This window comes from Pseudomonas sp. B19125 (genome assembly GCF_044218855.1).
Taxonomy (GTDB): Bacteria; Pseudomonadota; Gammaproteobacteria; order Pseudomonadales; family Pseudomonadaceae; genus Aquipseudomonas; species Aquipseudomonas edaphica.
This window is the reverse complement of the sequence record NZ_CP162589.1, coordinates 3897344-3917346: the sequence shown is the minus strand read 5'-3', so window position 1 is coordinate 3917346 and position 20003 is coordinate 3897344. Positions and strand designations below refer to the sequence as shown.

At 60.0% G+C, this 20003-nt stretch carries 15 protein-coding genes; 7 read left to right on the top strand and 8 right to left on the bottom strand.

The genetic code is table 11. The features are described from left to right. Positions 1-55: 55 nt before the first annotated feature. Positions 56-1522, bottom strand: coding sequence for a HAMP domain-containing sensor histidine kinase (locus AB4P96_RS17690; protein WP_017135514.1), 1467 nt, complete (start codon positions 1520-1522; stop codon positions 56-58). After that, a complete protein-coding gene (locus tag AB4P96_RS17685; RefSeq protein ID WP_017135515.1) occupies positions 1519-2229 on the bottom strand; it encodes a response regulator transcription factor in 711 nt (236 codons plus the stop codon). The genes AB4P96_RS17690 and AB4P96_RS17685 overlap by 4 nt, the downstream gene beginning before the upstream one ends. 281 nt (positions 2230-2510) lie before the next feature. Between AB4P96_RS17685 and msrB the strand changes: the two genes are divergently transcribed. From msrB to msrA, 3 genes are all read left to right on the top strand, one after another. After that, entirely contained in the window at positions 2511-3011 is a 501-nt protein-coding gene (gene msrB / locus AB4P96_RS17680) for a peptide-methionine (R)-S-oxide reductase MsrB (RefSeq protein WP_099549853.1), read from the top strand. Between the two features lie 38 nt (positions 3012-3049). After that, positions 3050-4810: a cytochrome c biogenesis protein DipZ gene (locus tag AB4P96_RS17675; protein ID WP_395599872.1), complete on the top strand. Its 1761-nt coding sequence runs from the start codon at positions 3050-3052 to the stop codon at positions 4808-4810. Between the two features lie 148 nt (positions 4811-4958). Then, complete coding sequence (gene msrA, locus AB4P96_RS17670) at positions 4959-5654, top strand: peptide-methionine (S)-S-oxide reductase MsrA (RefSeq protein ID WP_176992261.1); 696 nt, start codon at positions 4959-4961, stop codon at positions 5652-5654. 122 nt (positions 5655-5776) lie between these two features. Here msrA and AB4P96_RS17665 read toward each other — a convergent pair whose 3' ends face one another. The 3 genes from AB4P96_RS17665 to AB4P96_RS17655 all read right to left on the bottom strand — a co-directional run bounded on the left by AB4P96_RS17665 (position 5777) and on the right by AB4P96_RS17655 (position 8676). Next, positions 5777-6205, bottom strand: coding sequence for a nuclear transport factor 2 family protein (locus AB4P96_RS17665; RefSeq protein WP_017135518.1), 429 nt, complete (start codon positions 6203-6205; stop codon positions 5777-5779). A 108-nt stretch (positions 6206-6313) separates the two neighbouring features. Then, the gene (locus AB4P96_RS17660) at positions 6314-7264 is read right to left on the bottom strand and encodes an alpha-E domain-containing protein (RefSeq protein ID WP_017135519.1); all 951 of its coding nucleotides are present in this window, start codon (positions 7262-7264) and stop codon (positions 6314-6316) included. A 2-nt stretch (positions 7265-7266) separates the two neighbouring features. Next, positions 7267-8676, bottom strand: a complete 1410-nt coding sequence (locus AB4P96_RS17655; protein WP_017135520.1) for a circularly permuted type 2 ATP-grasp protein — start codon at positions 8674-8676, stop codon at positions 7267-7269. 463 nt (positions 8677-9139) lie between these two features. Here AB4P96_RS17655 and AB4P96_RS17650 point away from each other — a divergent pair, with 463 nt between their 5' ends. The 3 genes from AB4P96_RS17650 (at position 9140) to AB4P96_RS17640 (ending at position 10122) form a co-directional block, all read left to right on the top strand. Then, positions 9140-9685, top strand: coding sequence for a hypothetical protein (locus AB4P96_RS17650; RefSeq protein ID WP_026013566.1), 546 nt, complete (start codon positions 9140-9142; stop codon positions 9683-9685). A gap of 72 nt (positions 9686-9757) precedes the next feature. Then, positions 9758-9970: a hypothetical protein gene (locus tag AB4P96_RS17645; protein WP_170038331.1), complete on the top strand. Its 213-nt coding sequence runs from the start codon at positions 9758-9760 to the stop codon at positions 9968-9970. A gap of 11 nt (positions 9971-9981) precedes the next feature. Continuing rightward, positions 9982-10122 carry a hypothetical protein gene (locus AB4P96_RS17640; protein WP_017135523.1) on the top strand — a complete coding sequence of 47 codons (141 nt, stop codon included), beginning with the start codon at positions 9982-9984 and terminating at the stop codon, positions 10120-10122. 105 nt (positions 10123-10227) lie between these two features. Here AB4P96_RS17640 and AB4P96_RS17635 read toward each other — a convergent pair whose 3' ends face one another. Next, complete coding sequence (locus tag AB4P96_RS17635; protein WP_395599871.1) at positions 10228-15141, bottom strand: glycosyltransferase; 4914 nt, start codon at positions 15139-15141, stop codon at positions 10228-10230. 159 nt (positions 15142-15300) lie between these two features. Next, complete coding sequence (locus AB4P96_RS17630) at positions 15301-16227, bottom strand: LysR family transcriptional regulator (RefSeq protein WP_017135525.1); 927 nt, start codon at positions 16225-16227, stop codon at positions 15301-15303. Positions 16228-16339: 112 nt separating this feature from the next. Between AB4P96_RS17630 and AB4P96_RS17625 the strand changes: the two genes are divergently transcribed. After that, entirely contained in the window at positions 16340-17323 is a 984-nt protein-coding gene (locus AB4P96_RS17625; RefSeq protein ID WP_099549847.1) for an aldo/keto reductase, read from the top strand. Positions 17324-17499: 176 nt separating this feature from the next. On the opposite strand, the gene ligD is transcribed toward AB4P96_RS17625, so the two are convergent. After that, positions 17500-19980, bottom strand: a complete 2481-nt coding sequence (gene ligD / locus AB4P96_RS17620; RefSeq protein ID WP_395599870.1) for a DNA ligase D — start codon at positions 19978-19980, stop codon at positions 17500-17502. Positions 19981-20003: the final 23 nt, after the last annotated feature.

Below are 20003 nucleotides of genomic sequence, written 5' to 3'. Positions count from 1 at the left end.
AGGCAGTGCAAAAAAGGTATGGCGGCACAGGCCGCCATGCCAGCCTAGTCGCAAGTCAACGCGTTGAGGCTCGGGTTTCCAGGGAGAACCTGAACGTCGCGCCGTGCCCTGGGCGCTCCACCAGTTCGATACTGCGCCCATGCAGTTGCAGAATGCGGTGCACGATGCGCAAGCCCAGGCCGCCATCGCGGCGCGCGCCGCCGATGGTGAAGGCGCGCAGGAACAAGCCTTCGCGCAATTGGGCATCGATTCCGGGGCCGCTGTCGCTGACCATGACTGCTACGGCACCGGCCTCGGGCGCCAGGATCACCTCGACTTCTCCATTCACCGGCGTATGGCGCAACGCGTTGTCCAGCAGGTTGGTGAGCACCCGTTCGATCAGGCCCAGGTCGGCCATCACCGTCGGCACCTGGGGCGGCAGGGTGGCGATGAGGGTGATGGCGCGGGCTTCAGCGGTCAGTTCGAATTTCTGAAAGATATCTTGCACCAGGTCCGGCAGCGAGAAGCCTTCTATCACCGGCTGCACAAAACCGTGCTCCAGGCGCACCAGTTCCAGCAGAGACTGGGCCAGGCCGCCGACTTTACGGCTCTGGTCCAGCGCAATGCCCAGATAGCGCCGGCGTTCTTCGGGGCTCAGGCTCGCATCCTTGAGCGACAGGGTTTCCAGGTAGCCATGCAACGACGCCAATGGCGTGCGCAGGTCGTGGGAAATATTGGCGACCATCTCCCGACGTTCCTGGTCTTGATGGGTGATGGCGCGCCATTGCTCGCCCAAACGGTTTTCCATCTGCACGAAGGCGTGGTCGAGCACGGCGATTTCATCGCCGCTGTTGAGTTCGGGAACAGCCGTTTCGGCGGCTTTCGGCGCGCCGTTAATGTCGAACTGGCCGACCTTGTCGGTCAGTTGGCGCAGTGGCCGGGTAATCCAGGCAAAGGCGATCAGGCCCGCCATCAGGCAGAGCAGGGCGACCAGGCCGATGGACCACAGGGCGATCTTCAAGGCCATGCCGGTGGCGTCCTTGGCGTCGTACACATCATGGGCTTCGCCCAGCAGCACCACATACAGAAAGCCGGTTTGCTGGCCGTTGGCCTTGAGCGGCGCAGCACTGAATACTTTGCGCCCGTCGACGCTGCGCGGGTCATCGCCAAGGATCGGCAGCATGGCACCGCTGAGAAAACGTCGGACCGGCGCGAGGTCCACATGGTCACGCAGCAAATGCCCGCTGGGTGCGGCGTTACCCACCACACGGCCGTCAATATCGAGCAAGTACACCTCGACACTCGGGTTAACCAGCATCAGTTGGTTGAACAGGTTGCGCACGGCATCGGGCTTGAGGCCGTCGGCGTCCATCAGTTGGGTATCGCGGGCAATGTGCGCCGCCAGGTCGCGGGACAGGCCTTGCACCACTTCCAGTTCATGCATGTGGTTGGAACGCACCTGCAGCCAGGCCGACGTGCCGCTGCAGATCACCAGCAACACGGCAAACACCACCGACAGGCGTTGGGTCAGGGTCAACTTCATGCGGCGCTCTCGGCGAATTTGTAGCCACGGCCCCACACCGTGAGGATGCGCGCCGGGTTGGCCGGGTCGACCTCGACCTTGGCGCGCAGCCGGTTGATATGGGTGTTCACGGTGTGCTCGTAGCCCTCGTGGCTGTAGCCCCACACGGCGTTGAGCAGGTCCATGCGCGAGAAGACTTTACCCGGCTGACGGGCAAAGAAGTACAGCAGGTCAAATTCGCGCGGCGTGAGGTCCAGGCGCTGGCCTTGCAGGGTGGCGTCACGGGTCAGCGGGTTGATGAACAACGCGCCCAGCTCAAGGCTGCCGGCGTCCATCTTCAGGTTGCGCGCCATCGCGTCCACCCGGCGCAACAGTGCCTTGACCCGCGCCACCAACTCCGGCATCGAGAACGGCTTGGCCAAATAGTCGTCAGCGCCCAGCTCCAAGCCAAGGATGCGGTGCAGTTCGCTGGAACGCGCGCTGGTGATGATGATCGGTGTGTAGCGCGCCATGGCACGGGCACGGCGGCAGATCTCCAGGCCGTCGACGCCGGGCAGCATCAGGTCGAGGATCAGTGCATCCCAGCCACCTTGTTCGAGCAGGCCCAGGCCCTCGGTGCCATCGGCGCTGTGCACCACCTCGAACTGCTCGTCGCGCAGGTGCAGGCAGATCAAGTCGGCAATATGGGCATCGTCCTCGACCACCAGGACGCGTTTGGGCTGATCCATATAAGAAAACCTTCGCTTGTAGTCCGCGCATTGTGCGGCTTTTGCCACAGTGTAGTTATCACGAATTGTTTAACTCTGCGTGAGGATTTCGCGACCGCCCAAGGCTCAGGATGGCGACATTGTTGCTGCGGATGGGTTTTATGTGGCGAGCGGGCTTGCCCCGCGTTGGGCTGCGTAGCGGCCCCAAAAAAGCGGGAGCGCTGCGCACTCCAACGCGGGGCAAGCCCGCTCGCCACAACAAGCACGCTCGCCATGAATGCCTATGGGTTGAGGAGAATCGTATGTACTCACGTCGACAAATGCTGCTGGCCGGTGGTGGCCTGGGTGTCGCCGTCCTGGCCGGTGGCCTGCTGAAACAGCTCAGCATGGTCACCGAAGTCGAAGCGGCCGAGGCCTTTGAGGTCAACCACACCGAAGCCCAGTGGCGCAGCCTGCTGACGGCTGAGCAATTTGACGTGCTGCGCGAGGAGGGCACCGAACGCCCTTACAGCAGCACACTCAATGATGAACACCGTGCTGGCACCTTTGCCTGTGCCGGTTGCGCATTGCCGCTGTTCTCCTCGACCACCAAGTTTGACAGCCACACCGGCTGGCCAAGCTTCTGGCAGCCGCTGGACAACGCGGTCGCCAGCCACGTCGACACCTCGTATGGCGTGGTACGCAAGGAAATTCATTGTCGCCGTTGCGGTGGCCACCAAGGGCACGTTTTTGACGATGGCCCGGCGCCCACAGGCCTGCGCTACTGCATGAATGGCGTCGCCATGACGTTCACGGCGGCTTAAGCCGATGTCCATTTTTAATTCGTATAAGGGTCGATTCCATGTGGCTGCTGGTTCTCGCGTATCTGGGCGGCGTGCTGACAATTGTCAGCCCGTGCATCCTGCCTGTTCTGCCTTTTGTCTTCGCTCGCACCGGGCAGCCGTTTATGCGCAGTGGCTTGCCGCTGTTAGCGGGGATGGCGGTGACGTTCGCCCTGGTGGCCTCACTGGCGGCGGTGGGCGGCGGCTGGGTGGTGCAAGTCAATCAATACGGGCGTTGGCTCGCGTTGCTGTGCGTTGCCCTGTTCGGGCTCACGCTGTTGCTGCCGAAACTCTCGGAGCGACTGACGCGGCCATTGGTGGCCGCCGGCAGTCGTTTGTCGGAGGCCGCCGGGGCCGATGCCAAACCGCGTCCGGGCGCGTCGTTCCTGATCGGCGTGGCCACCGGTTTGCTCTGGGCGCCTTGCGCCGGGCCAATCCTGGGGCTGCTGCTGACCGGCGCCGCGCTGCAAGGGGCCAGCATCGGCACTACCTTGCTCTTGCTGGCCTACGCCGCCGGGGCTGCCACCTCCCTGGCCTTGGCCTTGCTGGTCGGCGGTAAAGTCTTTGGCTTGATGAAAAAATCCCTGGGCGCCGGCGAATGGCTGCGCCGTGGCCTGGGTGCGCTGATGCTGGCCGGTGTGGCCGCCATCGCCTTGGGCCTGGACACGGGCGTGTTGTCGCGCTTGTCGACCGCCTCTACCGGTGGCCTTGAACAAAGCCTGGTCGACACACTGAGCGCCAAACCTGCACAGAAGAGCGGGGCGATGATGGCCGGTGGCGCCATGATGGCGGCGGCCAACCACAGCGACACACTGCCTATCGAAGGCACGCTGCCGCCGCTGGAGGGCGCGGTGCAATGGCTCAACAGCCCGCCGCTGACCGCCGAAGCACTCAAGGGCAAAGTGGTGCTGGTGGATTTCTGGACCTACTCCTGCATCAACTGCCTGCGCACCTTGCCTTACGTCAAAGCCTGGGCCGAGAAATACAAAGACCAGGGCTTGGTAGTGATCGGCGTACACGCCCCGGAGTTTGCCTTTGAACGCGACGTGAACAACGTCACCAAGGCCATGAAAGACCTGGGCATCACCTACCCGGTGGCGATCGACAACAACTACAAGATTTGGCGCGCCTTCAACAACCAATACTGGCCGGCGCATTACTTTGCCGATGCCAAGGGCCAGATTCGTTATCACCACTTCGGTGAAGGCGACTACGCCGAGTCGGAGCGGGTGATTCAGCAACTGTTGCGTGAGGCCGGCTCGACCAACGTCGCCGGTGGTTTGATCGAGGCCGATGCCAAGGGTGTGCAGCAAGCGCCGGACATGAACGAGGTGCAATCGCCGGAAACCTACCTGGGCTTCCAGCGTGCGGAAAACTTCGTCACCACCGGCGCGTTGGGCACCGACAAAGTGGTGAATTACCCGGCGGCCGGCCACCTGGCCCTGAACAACTGGACCCTGGAAGGCCCATGGAATGTCGGCGGTCAGCAAGCCACCCTCGACCAGGCCGGCGGGCGTGTGGTTTACCGCTTTCATGCCCGTGACCTGCACCTGGTGCTGGGGCCTGGCGCCGATGGCAAGCCGGTGCGCTTCAAGGTGACGATTGATGGCCAGGCGCCAGGCGATGCTCATGGCACCGATGTGGCGCCGGATGGCAGCGGTACGGTGACCGAGCAGCGCCTTTACCAACTGGTGCGTCAGAGCGGCGCCGTGCAGGACCGCACCTTCAGCATCGAATTTCTCGACCCGCATGTGTCGGCGTATGCCTTCACTTTCGGTTGAAGTGAAAACCTGATCCATGTGGGAGCTGGCTTGTCGGGTCGCCGCATCGCTGCGATAGCGGTGTACCTGCCGACGATGATGTTGGATCTGGCGGTGCCATCGCAGGCAAGCCAGCTCCCACACTTGACCGCGTACTGGAGTGAGTTCTATGAAGCTTCTCAAGATTTTACCCGCACTGGCCTTCGCCGCTTTCGTCGGCCAAAGCTCGGCGTTCTCCTTCGGTGGCGGCGAAGAGGCTGTGATGATCGCGCCGCCGGCCATGGACCTGCCGGCCGAGCCCGGCAACCTGCAAACCGCGGTGTTCGCCGGGGGTTGCTTCTGGGGTGTCCAAGGCGTGTTCCAGCATGTGCAAGGCGTGAAAAACGCCGTTTCCGGCTATGACGGCGGCGCTGCAAACACGGCCCAGTACGAGTCGGTCAGCGACGGCGATACCGGCCACGCCGAATCGGTGTCGGTGACTTACGACCCGAGCAAAGTCAGCTACGGCAAGCTGTTGCAGATCTACTTCTCGGTGGCCCACAACCCCACTGAACTGAACCGCCAGGGTCCGGACAGCGGCACCCAGTACCGTTCGGAAATCTTTGCGCAAAATGCCGAACAGCAAAAAGTCGCACAGGCCTATATCGCCCAGTTGGACGCCGCCAAAGCGTTCGACAAGCCGATCGTGACCAAGGTCGAGATGGGCAAGACGTTCTACCCGGCGGAGTCCTATCACCAGGATTTTCTGACCGAGAACCCGTCTTACCCGTACATCGTGATCAATGATTTGCCCAAGGTGGCGCAGCTCAAAAAATTGTTTCCCGACCAGTACCGCGCCGAGCCGGTATTAGTCAAAAACCAATAACCACCCGGACTGATCATTCCCACGCTCTGCTTGGGAATGCAGCCCAGGACGCTCCGCGTCCCAAGACGTGACGCAGAGCGTCACAAGAGGCATTCCCACGCGGAGCGTGGGAACGATCGTCATCAGGATTTGGCCTTGGCCAGGTACGGCGCCAGCCGGCGGCCCATTTCTTCACCTAGCGCTTGCAACCCGCTCAGGGGGCGCACCATCACTTCAAACTCGACGATCTGCCCCTGTTCATTGAAGCGAATCATATCGATACCCTTGAGCTGTTTTTCACCCACGCGCGCGCTGAACTCCAGCACCACGTTAAGCCCATCGGCACTCGCCAGTTCACGGTGATAGGCGAAGTCTTCGAACACCTTGATCACCGTGTTGAGGATCATCGACACCACCGGCGCGCCGGGGTAGGGCGTGTGGGCCATGGGCGAGCGGAACACCGCGTCAGGTGCGAGCAGTTCGGGCAGGGCGTTGAGGTCGCGTGCGGCCAGCATGGCGTGCCAGCGTTGCAGGGTGTGGGCGGCGGCGGGGTTCAGGTGGAGTTCGGACATGGGCTGTACCTGTTCTTATGTTGGGAAGGTCGTTCACCTGCCCAACATAAGAGCGGCACTCAAGCAGGGTCAATCACCCGAATTGACAGATAAGTAACCCGAATGCACTCACACCACTTCCAGGTACGAGCTGTGAATCGCCCGCGCCAGTTCGCGCACCGTGTCAATAAAGTCCGTGAGCCGGCTGTGCAAGCCGTCCTCCAGGATTTCATCGATGCCGGTATAACGCAGCCGCGCTTCGAACTCGGCCGCCAGGCGTTGAGCCTCGCGCCCGTAACTGCCGGGCAGGTCGGCGAGGATATGGCTCAACTCCTCGATGCACGCGTGCAGTGAGCGCGGTACATCACTGCGCAACAGCAGCAACTCCGAGACCGAGCGCGCATTCAGCGCATTCGGGTACAGCTCGGTGTAAGCCTCAAATGACGACAACGCACGGAGCAGGGCGCTCCACTGGTAATAGCCGCGTGCCGAAAGGTCGCTGACCTCTTCGGATTCTTCGCCGAACATTTCATAACGCGCGTCCAGCAGACGCAACGTGTTGTCCGCACGCTCGACAAAGGTGCCCAGGCGAATAAACCGGTAGGCGTCATTGCGCATGATGGTGCCGGAGGTGGCCCCGCGAAACAGGTGCGAGCGCTGTTTGACCCAGTCACAAAAGTGGCTGATGCCATGGCGCGCCAGGCCGCCGGCGGCGATGCTGCGCATTTCCAGCCAGGTGGCGTTGAGGTTTTCCCACATGTCGGCGGTAATGCGCCCGCGTACGGCGTGGGCATTGCCACGGGCGGCGCGCAGACAGTTGTAGATGCTGGCCGGGTTTTCTTCGTCGAGGGCGAAGAAGTGCAGCATGCGTTCGGCGTCCAGTTGTTTATGACGTTCGAGGTAGCTGTCCAGTGTGCCGCTGCTGAGCAGCGACATGGCCAACTCATCCAGCCCGTCACTGCGCCCGGCCTGGGGCATCAACGACAGCGAATAACTGACTTCCAGCATGCGCGCCAGGTTCTCGGCACGTTCCAGGTAACGGGACATCCAGTACAGATCTGCGGCGGTTCTACTCAACATACTCAGCCCTCCACCACCCAGGTGTCCTTGGTTCCGCCGCCTTGCGACGAGTTGACGATCAACGAGCCTTCCTTCAACGCTACACGGGTCAGCCCGCCAGGCACCAGTCGGGTTTCCTTGCCCGAGAGCACAAACGGGCGCAGGTCGATGTGCCGTGGCGCGATGCCGTTTTCGACGAAGGTGGGGCAGGTGGACAGGCTCAGCGTCGGCTGGGCGATGTAGGCGTGAGGGCGCGCCTTGATGCGTTGGCGGAAGTCCTCGATTTCGGCAGCCGTTGAAGCCGGGCCAACCAGCATGCCGTAGCCGCCGGAGCCTTGGGTTTCCTTGACCACCAGTTCCGGCAAATGCGCCAGCACATGGGACAGTTCATCCGGTTTGCGGCACTGGAAGGTCGGTACGTTTTGCAGCACCGGCTCTTCGTCCAGATAGAAGCGGATCATTTCCGGCACGTAAGGATAGATGGACTTGTCATCGGCCACGCCGGTGCCGATGGCGTTGGCCAGCACCACATTGCCGGCGCAGTAAGCGGCGACCAGGCCGGGCACGCCAAGCATGGAGTCCGGGTTGAAGGCATGGGGGTCAAGGAATGCGTCGTCGATACGCCGGTAGATCACGTCCACTGGTTTAGGACCGTCGGTGGTGCGCATGAACACTTTCAGGTCGTGCACGAACAGATCGGCGCCTTCCACCAGCTCCACGCCCATTTCCCGGGCCAGGAACGCATGCTCGAAGAACGCGCTGTTAAAACGCCCCGGCGTCAGCACCACCACATTGGGGTTGTCGAGCCGGCTCGAGCTTTTCAGGGTCTTGAGCAGCAGGTTGGGGTAGTGGTCCACCGGCGCGATGCGCTGCTTGGCGAACACTTCCGGGAACAGGCGCATCATCATCTTGCGGTCTTCGAGCATGTAGCTCACGCCGCTGGGGGTGCGCAGGTTGTCTTCAAGCACGTAGTAGGTGCCGTCGCCGTCGCGTACTAGGTCCACGCCGGAAATATGTGAGTAGATGTCACGGTGCAGGTCCAGCCCGACCATCGCCTTTTGATAACCCTCGTTGCCCAGCACCTGGTCCGCCGGGATGATCCCGGCCTTGATGATGCGCTGGTCGTGATAGATATCGGCAAGGAACATGTTCAACGCATTGACGCGCTGGATGCAGCCGCGTTCGATCATGGCCCATTCACTGGCGGGGATGCTGCGCGGGATGATATCGAAGGGGATCAAGCGCTCGGTGTCTTGTTCGTCGCCGTAGAGGGTGAAGGTGATCCCGGCGCGGTGGAAGAGCAAATCGGCTTCGCGACGCCGTTGGGCCAACAGTTCCGGCGGCGTATTGGCCAGCCAGCGGGAGAAGTCCTGATAGTGCGCACGGCAGGCGCCGTTTGCGTCATTCATTTCATCAAAGAAAGATCGAGCCATTCCAGTACCTTGTCAGTGCCCAGGGTTGCCTTGGGTGGCACTGCCGCTTAAAAAAACGCATATTTTTATGAGCCTGTGGCTGAGGGTGCCAACGGGCCTGGTCCTTACTTTCTTATGGGGTCGGCTCTGGGTCGGGGGGTAACGAATGCTCCTGTATCCGGGCAGATGAATGCATTAAGCAATGCTTGTGCCGGAACGGTGTTCAAGGCAGTTATTCCCCTGTGGCGAGCGAGCTTTTGTGGCGAGCGAGCTTGCTCGCGCTGGAGTGCGCAGCGCTCCCGCTTTTATTGGGGCCGCTACGCAGCCCAACGCGAGCAAGCTCGCTCGCCACAAAAGCGTGGTGCCACTAAACGCCGCTCACTACAAGGGTGCAGCGAATGCGCCAAATTGGTGCATGAACAAACTTGAACTTCATCCAGCCCCGATTCTTCTAACAAGGCTCGTCACCTTGTGGAGCACCGCCGTGCCCAGAATCATCTCTCCCAACACACCGGCAGCCGCCCTGGACGATCACAACGAGCACAATGCCAAGATTTTCGGCTCACCCAAAGACCGCCTCGATTTCTATCGCCGCGAGATCCAGTACGAAACCACCATTCTGGCCAACCGTACCGACGCCTATCTCTCGGCACAGTCGTTCCTGGTGATCGCCTTTGTCTCCGGCATGGGTAACCTGAACCCGGAGTGGGGCAAGTTTTTTACCTTGGTTGTGCCCGCGTTTCTGGCCTTCCTCGGCATTCTTAGCTCATTGAATGCCTGGCCAGGTATTCGCGCCGCCTACGAAATTATCGACCACTGGCACTACAAGCAGAGCGAGCTGCTGCGCAGTGAGCCGGTGATGGGCATGGCCTACGATGATTCGCCGCTGTTCTGCGAGACCGAATCGTCACACAAGGGCTATCGCAAGTCGCTGCTGTTCTCCATGCGTGCACCGTGGCTGTTTATGGTGTTCTGGGTGCTGCTGGGTGCCTACGCGTTTTATATCCAGGTGGATAACCCGGTCTCTTAAGCAATTTGAACTTCGTGGTGCTGCGCACACCCTTAACTCTACGCAGGCTGCGTTTTACTCAAGAGGTGACCTATGAACACCAGCAAGGACCCCCAAACCGGCAACCGTAACGACCCGGCCATCGATGGCGGCGAGCCGGCGCCCGGCACCGCTGCCGATGCGCCAAAAGACCCGAAACCTGCCAGCGACCCCAAAGCCCGGGAAAACGACTACAGTCCAGACTTCAAGCCCACGCGCGAGCCCAAGCCTGAAACCGATGCCGATATCGACACCCAAGGTGGTTAGAGGAGAAGGTCATGTCCCAGGAACTCGATGACGATGAAGAACTCAATGACCCGGGCAATGAAGACCCAGGTTCATTGATGGATGATGCAGAAGTACCGCTCAACGACCTCGATGATGCAGCGGATGTAGGCAACACCGAAAGTCAGGATTGAGCGTTCGCCTTGGCTCGTCGTTCATACCACGCCAGCTTTGGCTGAGTGCTCAGGTCATGAACGACGGCCCAGCAACTCGGTGCAGGCTGGATCAACGGGTTTCGATCAGGTATTGATCCAGGAATGGTCAGCCCCAATTTTCACGTTGAATTTGTAGCGAAGCGGAAAGTAATGCTCCTTGGCCCTCTTGATCTGTAAGGGCTCTGTTATCGGCACCACCATGCCCTGACGCGCATAGGCCTCACTCACTGTGTTTTCAATGCTGACGACTGGACCGTGCGGCACGAGTTTGACACCGTCCCACTTTGCTTCTCTAGCGAGGCCATCGAAACCTAAGTCGTACATATCGGGTCTTTTGGTTTTAAGCGTGTCATTAAACATATCCGGGCCTACGGTATTAAAAATTTTTTCCTCATACTCTTTGAATTCCTGGGTGAATTGAACGTTGCCATCGGGACCGCGACTGACGGTCGGTCGATTGTTCGCAAAATAGGATTTGTTAGCCGCAAACCGCTTGTTCATCTCCTTGATCATCTCTCCAAGTACAGGGTTGCCGGGTCGAGTAGCAAAGTTACTGGTGTTATAGAACGTTTTGTAATTGGTTACGTAATTCGTCATTGCTGCGCCGAGCAGCACATCGTCGGCGCCTGCTGCTACATCGACGGCCCCGACGTTGCTTTGGATAAGATCATCGGTGTCCAGGTAAAAACCACCGTGTTTATTCATTATCGGGTAGCGGGCTACATCCGAAGCTGCCGCCAGATTCTTCCCTTGCCCTTGTCGGAAGTAGTTGTACATTTCGCCGGTCTTCAACTGCTTGAATGCGGCATCTTCATTAAGATTGAGCACCGTCACGCCGGGAATTTTCTCCTTCAGCTTGCTTTCTATTTGTTTGAACACAGCGGGGCTGTCGGCGTCCACGTGCAGGACTGTTTTATAGCCTGAAGCTCGGGTGGCGTTTTTTGTCATGTTGTCGACCAAGAGGGTGGGAATCTCCTGGCCCGCCCAGAAATAGTTCAACGTTTTGGGCACGGGAGCCAGTTGTTTGGGGATTCTGGGAATCGACGAAATATCCACAAAGTTATAGTGATGGGCGCTGGCTTTTTTAGCCTTTTTGGACGCTTCAAGTGTTCCCCGTTGCCAGTGGCCTTTGGTAGTTCGCCAGTAATACTGCTGGCCTTGCTCGTGGGTGCCTCTCCATGCGCCGGCCGTGCTGTCGAACGCAACTTCCTGATCGACGTTTTTGTAAGTAATCCTGAATGGATTGCCTGAGGTTTCCACGCGTTTAATATCGTCCATCGGCACTACGTAGGTTCCATCTCCCAGCCTGAAAGGCGTCGGTGTGCCACCTGCGCCGGCCAGCAAACGTTCGGATCGGGATAAAGGTGCCCACCCTGTAAGGCCAAGATCCTTGACGGGTATATCGGGGCTCGTGCCGTTCGGATGGCGGATGACGCGCCGGCCGTCTTTGACTTGGGACTCAAAGAGCCTGCCATCAACCTTCACATATTCGCGTTTACTGCGGCCCACCAACACGTTGTTCTGCAACCCCGTGGTCGATAACTCGTCTGCGGCGATGTAGCGGGCTTCATAACTGTGCAGATCATCCAGTGAGCGTACTTCTCCATTGGCAGCAACGCGGTTAGGTTTAAAGTCTCTCAAGGGCAGGCCCATGGCGCGTTGCTTCAATGCATCGTATTCATGCCAATTACCCAGAAACATCACCGCCTGGCGCTCGACTGTTTCTTGGCCCACCTGGATTGTCCCGGTTGCTGCCAGGCCGTGTTGCTTGCTGATGTTCTGGATTGCGTCGTCACTGGAGATTGCTCGCAAACTATTCGAGTCGCCCGGTTTTGGCACGTCTGGGGCGAAGTTCTCCAGCGGCTTGCCGTAGGCCTGCTTCGTGCGCGGATCCAAGGCGTACCACTTATGGGTTGCCTCATCGAACTTAGCCAGGGCTTTTGTGTTGCGAGCGCTGTTGGCGGCACTGAATGCGCCTTCAGCGATATCGGCCCTTTTGGCCACCTCCAACAGGTTGACATGGCGGTACGAACCGCGCAGGTAATTGACACCTTTATAGGCTTTGCCGGCTACAAACTTTACGCCCCTTATAGCGCTACGCGCGAGGTCATCAATACCGCCCAACGGATTGAGCGCGCCCACTGCTGCCCGCCCGACAATCTTGAACCCCAGGGCAGCTTTTGACAGCACGGAAGCACCGACAAATGAAGCTCTCGCGGCCTTGGCAGCGGAGCCGACGCCGACCACGAAACCAAAAATGTCGAACGCCAGGTCGAGAACACCGTCGGCAGTCTTGCCCTCGTTGAAATTTTTAATGGCCGACCTGAACGGAATAAAGCCCAGCAGCACCTCGCGAATGGCTTCGGTGGTGCTGTGTTCCGTCTGAAAGGTCGTTGTTCCCCTGGAATATGCGCCCAACTCAGGCAGCTTCATATCCTCAATCAATGCATCGGCCAGGTATTGGGTTCTGGCACTGGCAAAGCTATCAGGTATACCCGTGGCGCCTTTGCGTTCGTCTGTTATTCCCGCGGGGTACTCACCCCTGGGCGTTATCTGGTCTGCTATGTAACGTGGGCCGGTAGACGCAAGGCTGGCGGGCGGGAGTGATGCATAAAACAGGCTCGGCTGCGGGGTGATAGTGCCCTCCAGCCGGTTGATTGCGTACTGCCTGGTCTGAGGTTTACCGTTGACGGTACGCAGGGTCTCCACCAGTACCACGCCTGTTTCAACACGCTTGTCATAACTGGAGCCTTGAATGCGGTCGTAGCGAATTTCTTTGTGTACGACGATTTCGCCGAACGCCAGATTTTGCCGGTCTTCCAGTTGCAATTTCGAAATCATGACCTTGAACTGCGCCGACGTGGCCTTTTTGACGGCGTCAGAGAACGTGCGAAAGTCCTCATTGAACTGCTTGATGGGATCCGGCAGGGTTTTGAGGATTGGCAGCAGATCGCCGATATTGATTTCGTCTGATGATGAAACCCATACCGCAGGCTTTCTGTTGTCGGAATCTGGTGGTGGGGATCTAAGCGCCCTGCGATCAATGAGCAGGTCCAACAGTGAGTAGGGGCCGGGGTATACGTTGGTAGAGGGCTGCGACGTAATGCACTTTTTCTCAAACAGCGCTGGGTCCATCCCGGGGCATGCTTTTTTCAAAAGCTCGACCGCAATGGCTTTGGTGGTCGGCGTCTCGAGGAGCGGCAGTGAGGCGGCTTCGCTCATTTCGCTGATATGCCGGTTGAACGCCTCACGCACCTCGGACAGGGCTGTCTGCGTGGTCGGATAGCCCATGCCGTTGGGAACGCCCCAGGCTTTGATCGCCTCGTTCTGGGCGGCATATTCGATCTGGCGTTCCTCGTTCGAGATCGGTGCAATATTGGCCGCGAGCATGATTTGCGCGTAGTCCATGTTGGCTGTCGCGCCTGGCGCTTTCGCTTCCACGCGCGCTACCGCCGTGGTGAAGCTGACCCAGCTGTGCGAACCCATCGTCACTTCCTGCGGGATACCCTTGACCAGAAACTGCGGTGCGCGACTGGCGAGCATGAGGTGGGCCTGCACGGATGCTGTTTGCGCGCTGGAAGCGAGGCCGTTGGCAAGCAGATGCTCCTCCAGCTCCTTGACCACCCTCGAAGCCGATTTATGGCTGTTGTGGGCTGAAACCAGGGGGTAGCCCTCAATACGTGTTTCACCGTGGGCTTGGTCGTATTTCCCCACGCCCAAGGCCGCCAGCAGCCAGTCGGTGACACTGCCTTTGACTGAGCGAGCCTCGAATGTGGCTTCAATTGCCTTGCCCAGTGCGGTGCCTCTGTCTGAACTTATCAAGCTGCTGATCAACTGCCGCGGATTCAGCTGTTCCTGCGCGGAGATCGATCTGCCGTTGAGCAGATAATCCAGGACATGCTTGAAGGGTTTTAATCTGACGTCGCCGAATTTTCCTTCGGTAATTCCCGTCTTCAGTTGTGTCTGGTTGTCACGTGCAAGTGGTTCGGGCCATGTCAGCGCGCCGCCCAAGTCGCCATGGGGGGCGGCCTTGGGGGGCGTCGTGAGGAGCGCGCTGGAGAGGTTTTCCAGTTGCTCGGGGTTGGTGGGGACGTCAATGCCATGCTCCGTCAGAAATTGAAGCAGGCTGGTTTCGTTGGCGGCGCCAGTGCCCGTTGGCCGGTAGGTGCTGTCTGCAGACAGTGGCAGCGGCTGTCCCAGTTCGGGCTGGAGTTCCTCGAATTTTTTACTGCCATCCTCCAGGGCCATCGCCAGGCGTTGCAGTGCAGCACCCGCCCGGTGCCAGTTGTGGATATCACCCAGTGCCGCTTTCTGTTCCTGTAGTGTTTCTTCGCTGCGCGACTGGATCTTGTCCGCAAAGCGGCCTGGATCGAGGGTTTTGAAGTTACCCGTCTGGTGGCTGATTTCGTCCGCTCGCTTGAGCATGCCAGACAGCGTCAGGTTCTGTGGCTCCTGATAAAATCGACCGACGAGCTTCCAGGGTACAGGTGCGTCCGGGCTATTGACGGGAGGCGCAAAAGGAAATTCGCCATCTATGACGCTCGCGGCCCGCAGGATAGGCCCGCTCAGGGCAGCCCACTGGCTGTCGTCCTGGCCCAGCGTGTGTAATGTGCTTAGCGGGTCAAGAAAGCGCTCACGGTAAAAGGAAATCTGACCTGATTTTGGATCGATTTTTATCGAGGTGGTATCAACCCCCAAGGCCTTGATCCACTGCTGAACATCGGGCAATTGGAAGGCATCATGCAAGTGCCTCCACCATTGGCCAAAGGTGGAGTGGGGAGCAATGTGATCGAAGTCTTCAACATGAGTGCGACGGCCAGCCAGGTTCAGGGCGATCGCGTATTGCATGGCCAGTTCGCTGTCTCCATTGGCCCGTGTGGCAGCCTGCTCTTCCTGCGGGGACGCGGTGTCACGTTTTGGCCTTGAAAGCGGCGGCAGTAGCGGCAACGTTGGAGCAGATGAAGGGCGTGCGATGATCTGATTGGAAACACTGTTCATAGTGGGCTGCCGTTGTGCGTGTGGGAATAGCGCCTCGACGTGGGAACTAACGAGGCATTTCCCTTACGTAACAGCCGCTTCGGTTTGATTCCCTGCTTCCACCGATTCAGTCGTAACCCTATATTTCGCCCCCTCCAGGCCAACCTGCCTGGCCCAGGTTCAATGTGTTTCCATTAACTGCGAACCGATGGTTTTCATCCGGATCATATCCATCAACTGGCGCAAACCCGGTTGCGACTGGCGGCGGCTCGGGTAGTACATGCACAGCGGTTCGCCCATGCAGGCCCAGTCCGGCATGACTTCCACCAGTCGGCCCTCGGCAAGCTGCTGCTGCACGCGGTCGGACAAACAATAGGCAATCCCCACGCCTTGCAACGCAGCATTGACGATGGTTTCTGTGTCGGCCGCACTGAAGTGCCCGGGCACATCGATGCGTTGTTGGCGCGCACCGTTGCCCAGCTCCCATTTGTAGGTGGTCTTGTCGCCCAGGTACATGCGGATGCACGCGTGCTCCAGCAGGTCCTTGGGTACCTGAGGTGTACCGCGACGGGCGAGGTAGGCGGGGGAGGCGACCATGATCCAGCGCAGTGCGCCGGTCAGCGGCACCGCGACCATGTCCTGTGGCACGGTCGCACCGTAGCGGATACCCGCGTCGTAGCCTTCGGCAATGATGTCGAGCATGTGGTCTTCGACGATCAAGTCCAGGCGCAACTGCGGGTAGGCGTCGGTGAAGTCGCCGAGGATCGGCGCCAACAGCAGCACGGCTGCATCCCGTGGCACATTGATGCGCAAGCGGCCAATCGGCGCTTCGCGGTGCAGCTCCAGGGTATCGAGACCGTCCTGGATGACGGCAAAGCCCTGGGTGAGTTTTTCCGCCAGCAGGGTGCCGGCGTCAGTCGGTTCCACCGCGCGGCTGGTGCGGTACAGCAGCTTGACCCCCAGGCGCGTTTCGAGGTTGCGCATGGTGTGGCTCAGCGCCGAGGTGGTCACGCCCAGCTCATGGGCGGCATGGCGAAAACTGCGGCGCCGGATGATCGCCATGAACACATTCAGATCGGCCAATTCGGAACGATTAAAAGCCGCCATATCAAGCCTCTTTACTAGGAGTTCGGTTGCATGGGGCGTTGAGCCCTATTCAACATCGGATGATCTAGAGTAATTGTTTTCCTACGTATTTTTGCTCTTCGAGGAGTTTTTTATGCGCATCGAGACCCTCCGGATTGCCGGCATCGACAAGGCCGTCTCGCGGATTGCCCTCGGCACCTGGTCCATGGGGGGGCATTTGTGGGGCGGTGCGGACAACGAGCAGTCGATCAAGACCATTCGTCATGCATTGAACTGCGGCATCAACCTGATCGACACTGCGCCGGTGTATGGCCTTGGGCTGTCCGAAGAACTGATCGGCAAGGCCGTGCGCGGCATGCGCCACAGCGCGGTGATTGCCACCAAGGCCGGCCTGCAATGGGACGACGGCACCACCCGGCGCAATGCCACGGCGCGGCGCATCCGCAAAGAAGTCGAAGACTCTTTGGTGCGCCTGGACACCGACTATATCGACCTGTACCAGGTGCACTGGCCCGACCCGCTGGTGGCCCAGGAAGAAACCGCCGAAGAGCTCGAGCGCCTGCGCCGCGAGGGCAAGATCCTCGCCGTTGGCGTGAGCAACTATTCCTGCGCGCAAATGGACGACTTCAGTCGGCACACGGCGCTGGCCACCGTGCAGCCGCCCTACAACCTGTTCGAGCGCGCCATCGACAGCGACATCCTGCCCTATGCCCGCCAGCGCTCGCTGGTGCTGTTGGCCTATGGCCCGCTGTGCCGTGGCTTGCTGACCGGCAGCATGCACTCGGCCACCCGCTTTGCCGGGGATGATGTGCGCAAGCTTGATCCCAAATTCAAGGCACCGCGTTTCGAGCAATACCTGGCGGCTGTGGCGGCGCTGGACAGCTATGCGCGCGAATGCCATGGCAAGTCGGTGCTGGCCCTGGCCATGCGCTGGGTGTTGGACCAAGGCCCGACCATTGCACTGTGGGGCGCGCGCCGCCCGGAACAATTGAAGGGTTTTGAAGAGGTGTTTGGCTGGCACCTGACCGCCGATGACCTGACACATATCGACCGTATTCTTGCCAGCACGATAAAAGATCCAATCGGGCCGGAATTTATGGCCCCCGCCAAACGTTAGCCTTAACGACAGGGATGTCGGCACACAAACACCATCCCTGTTCGTAGAGGTTTTTGCATGAAGCGCGGTACCGTATTCAAGAACGCTGGTGGTTTGCTTGCTGTGTTGGCTTTGCTGGGGGCCTGGCCAAAGCGATCCCCGACGCTTTCGTATCGGCGGCGGACGCTGGATGCCAATCACTGTGGCGGCTGCGCCCCCAGCTTGTCCCACATCTTCTTGCTGATCTTCTGCCGGTTGGCGTAACCGGCCCAGGGGTCATCCTTGAGCGTGCTCAAACGCTCATGCAGATTAGCCACCGTCCATTGCTGCGCACCGCGTAACCCGTTCAGTTCGTCCTTGCTCACCGGCACCGAGACCGGCAGGCCCGGGCGTGCCCGTACCGAATAGGCCGCCACCGTACTCGCGCCGCGGGCATTGCGCAGGTAGTCGATAAAGATCTTGCCAATGCGGTTCTTCGGGCCGCTGGTAGCGGTAAAGCGTTCAGGCAGTTGCTGTGCCATAAACTGTGCGATGGCCTTGGCAAAGGCCTTTACTGTCTCCCAGCCGTCCCGGCGCGCCAGCGGGATGACCACGTGCAGGCCTTTGCCACCGCTGGTTTTGACGAACGCCTCAAGGCCCAACTCATCCAGTACCGACAGGGTCAATTGCGCGGCCTCCAGCATGCTTTTCCAGGGCAGCGCCGGGTCCGGGTCGAGATCGAGCACAAACCGGTCCGGGGTTTCGATTTTGTCGGCAGTCGCGCCCCAGGTGTGCAGCTCAATGGTGCCCATCTGCACGGCGCCGAGCAGGGCTTTGGTGGTGTCGATTTCCATCAGCCGTGCATGGCCAGGGTCGGGGTTCTGATCCAGTTGTTTGATATGGGGAATGGCCAGGCGCTCTGCATGTTTTTGGAAGAATTGCTCGCCTTCGATGCCATCCGGCGCGCGCAGTAGCGAGACCGGCCGGTGGCGCAGAAACGGCAGGAGCCATTCGCTGATGCTGGCGTAAAAGTCTGCCAACTGCTGCTTTTGCGTGCCACTTCGTGGATCGATCACGCGATCGGGGTGCGTGATGTTCACGCCGTTGCCGGCTTTTTTCGGCACTGAGGCCTGCTTGAGAGATTTGGCCGCGCGCGGTTGCTCATGGATGATCTGCGCCACAGGCTTGTCGCTGCGCATCGCCACGAATGAGGCTTGGCGTACCACGCCTTCGCGGGTCCATTCGGCGAAATTGACTTCGCCGACCAGCTCGGGCTCCACCCAGTGCACGCCGCGTGCCTGGCTGCTGGTCAGCGGGTTTTGCAGTGGCGAAGTTTTGCGCGCCAAAGGCGTGAGCTGGGCGTAAATCGCTTTGAGCGCGTGCTGATCAAACCCGGTGCCGACACGCCCGGCATACACCAAGCCGTTGTCGTCATTGACCGCCAGCAGCAACGCGCCGAAGCCGGTGCGCGAACCTTGCGGGCGGGTGTAACCGACAATCACAAACTCCTGACGCAGGCGGCATTTGAGTTTGATCCAGTCGGCACTGCGGCTGGACACATACGGGCTGCCGACGCGCTTGCCGATCACGCCTTCGAGCGCCAGGTCGCAGGCGCTTTCGAAGATGTCGCGTTGGTTGGCGGCGAAGGTTTCGGAAAACCGCAGCAATTTGCTGCGGCTGCCCGACAGCGCGGATTTAAGCGCAGCACGGCGCTGTTCCACGGGCGCTTCACGCAGGTCTTTTCCGTGTAAAAAAGGTGCATCGAACAGGTAGTAAACGATGTCCAGGCTGCGGCCGATATCGAACGCATTTTGCAACGCCTGGAAGTCCGGTAAACCATCGGCGTTAAGGCTGACCACTTCGCCATCCAGCCAGCTGTCCTTGAGCTTGAGGGCTTGAAGGGCCTTGACCTGGCGCGGCAAACGCTCGGTCCAGTCATGACCGTTGCGGGTGAACAGGCGCACATCGCCGTCGCGGATACGCGCCAGCATGCGGTAGCCGTCGAATTTGATCTCGTATTGCCAATCGCCGGGCGGGGCGCGGTCGACCAGGGTGGCCAGTTGTGGCGCGAATTGATCGGGCAGGGCGGTCTTGGCTTTCTGGCGCTTTGCACGCGGTGCAGGCGCGGGCTTGCCCACGGTGGCATCGCTGAGCACGCTTTTGGGCTGGGCCTTTACGATGTCGTAGTCTGTGGCCGGGCGGGCTTGCTGATCCTTTTCCTTGATCAGCAACCACTGCTCCTTGTCGCCGCTGCCCTTGAGGCGGGTGCGTACCAGCGCCCAATCGCCGGAGAGTTTTTCACCGACCAGGGTGAATTTGAGTTTGCCGGCTGCATACGCCTTGTGCGGATCGTCGTGAGGCTGCCAGACCCCCCGATCCCACACGATCACATCGCCGGCGCCATACTGCCCGGCGGCGATATTGCCTTCGAAGTTGCCGTAACTCAGTGGGTGGTCTTCAACGTGGACCGCCAGGCGTTTCTGGCTGGGGTCCAGGCTCGGGCCTTTGGGCACCGCCCAGCTTTTGAGTACGCCATCAAGTTCCAGGCGAAAGTCATAGTGCAGGTTGCGCGCGTCGTGTTTTTGAATCACGAATGACAATGCCGAGGCTTTGGATTTGCTGGCAGGTGCATCGCCTGCGGGCTCTGCGGTGATCTCGAAGTCGCGTTTGCGCGTGTATTCGCTCAGGGGCTTGGCCATGGCGTTCTCCTGCTGATGGCGGG

Bases quoted from the DNA above. Each gene is read 5' to 3' on its own strand.
- AB4P96_RS17690 (WP_017135514.1), bottom strand. From the start codon at position 1,522: ATGAAGTTGACCCTGACCCAACGCCTGTCGGTGGTGTTTGCCGTGTTG.
- AB4P96_RS17685 (WP_017135515.1), bottom strand. From the start codon at position 2,229: ATGGATCAGCCCAAACGCGTCCTGGTGGTCGAGGACGATGCCCATATT.
- msrB (WP_099549853.1), top strand. From the start codon at position 2,511: ATGTACTCACGTCGACAAATGCTGCTGGCCGGTGGTGGCCTGGGTGTC.
- AB4P96_RS17675 (WP_395599872.1), top strand. From the start codon at position 3,050: ATGTGGCTGCTGGTTCTCGCGTATCTGGGCGGCGTGCTGACAATTGTC.
- msrA (WP_176992261.1), top strand. From the start codon at position 4,959: ATGAAGCTTCTCAAGATTTTACCCGCACTGGCCTTCGCCGCTTTCGTC.
- AB4P96_RS17665 (WP_017135518.1), bottom strand. From the start codon at position 6,205: ATGTCCGAACTCCACCTGAACCCCGCCGCCGCCCACACCCTGCAACGC.
- AB4P96_RS17660 (WP_017135519.1), bottom strand. From the start codon at position 7,264: ATGTTGAGTAGAACCGCCGCAGATCTGTACTGGATGTCCCGTTACCTG.
- AB4P96_RS17655 (WP_017135520.1), bottom strand. From the start codon at position 8,676: ATGGCTCGATCTTTCTTTGATGAAATGAATGACGCAAACGGCGCCTGC.
- AB4P96_RS17645 (WP_170038331.1), top strand. From the start codon at position 9,758: ATGAACACCAGCAAGGACCCCCAAACCGGCAACCGTAACGACCCGGCC.
- AB4P96_RS17640 (WP_017135523.1), top strand. From the start codon at position 9,982: ATGTCCCAGGAACTCGATGACGATGAAGAACTCAATGACCCGGGCAAT.
- AB4P96_RS17635 (WP_395599871.1), bottom strand. From the start codon at position 15,141: ATGAACAGTGTTTCCAATCAGATCATCGCACGCCCTTCATCTGCTCCA.
- AB4P96_RS17630 (WP_017135525.1), bottom strand. From the start codon at position 16,227: ATGGCGGCTTTTAATCGTTCCGAATTGGCCGATCTGAATGTGTTCATG.
- AB4P96_RS17625 (WP_099549847.1), top strand. From the start codon at position 16,340: ATGCGCATCGAGACCCTCCGGATTGCCGGCATCGACAAGGCCGTCTCG.
- ligD (WP_395599870.1), bottom strand. From the start codon at position 19,980: ATGGCCAAGCCCCTGAGCGAATACACGCGCAAACGCGACTTCGAGATC.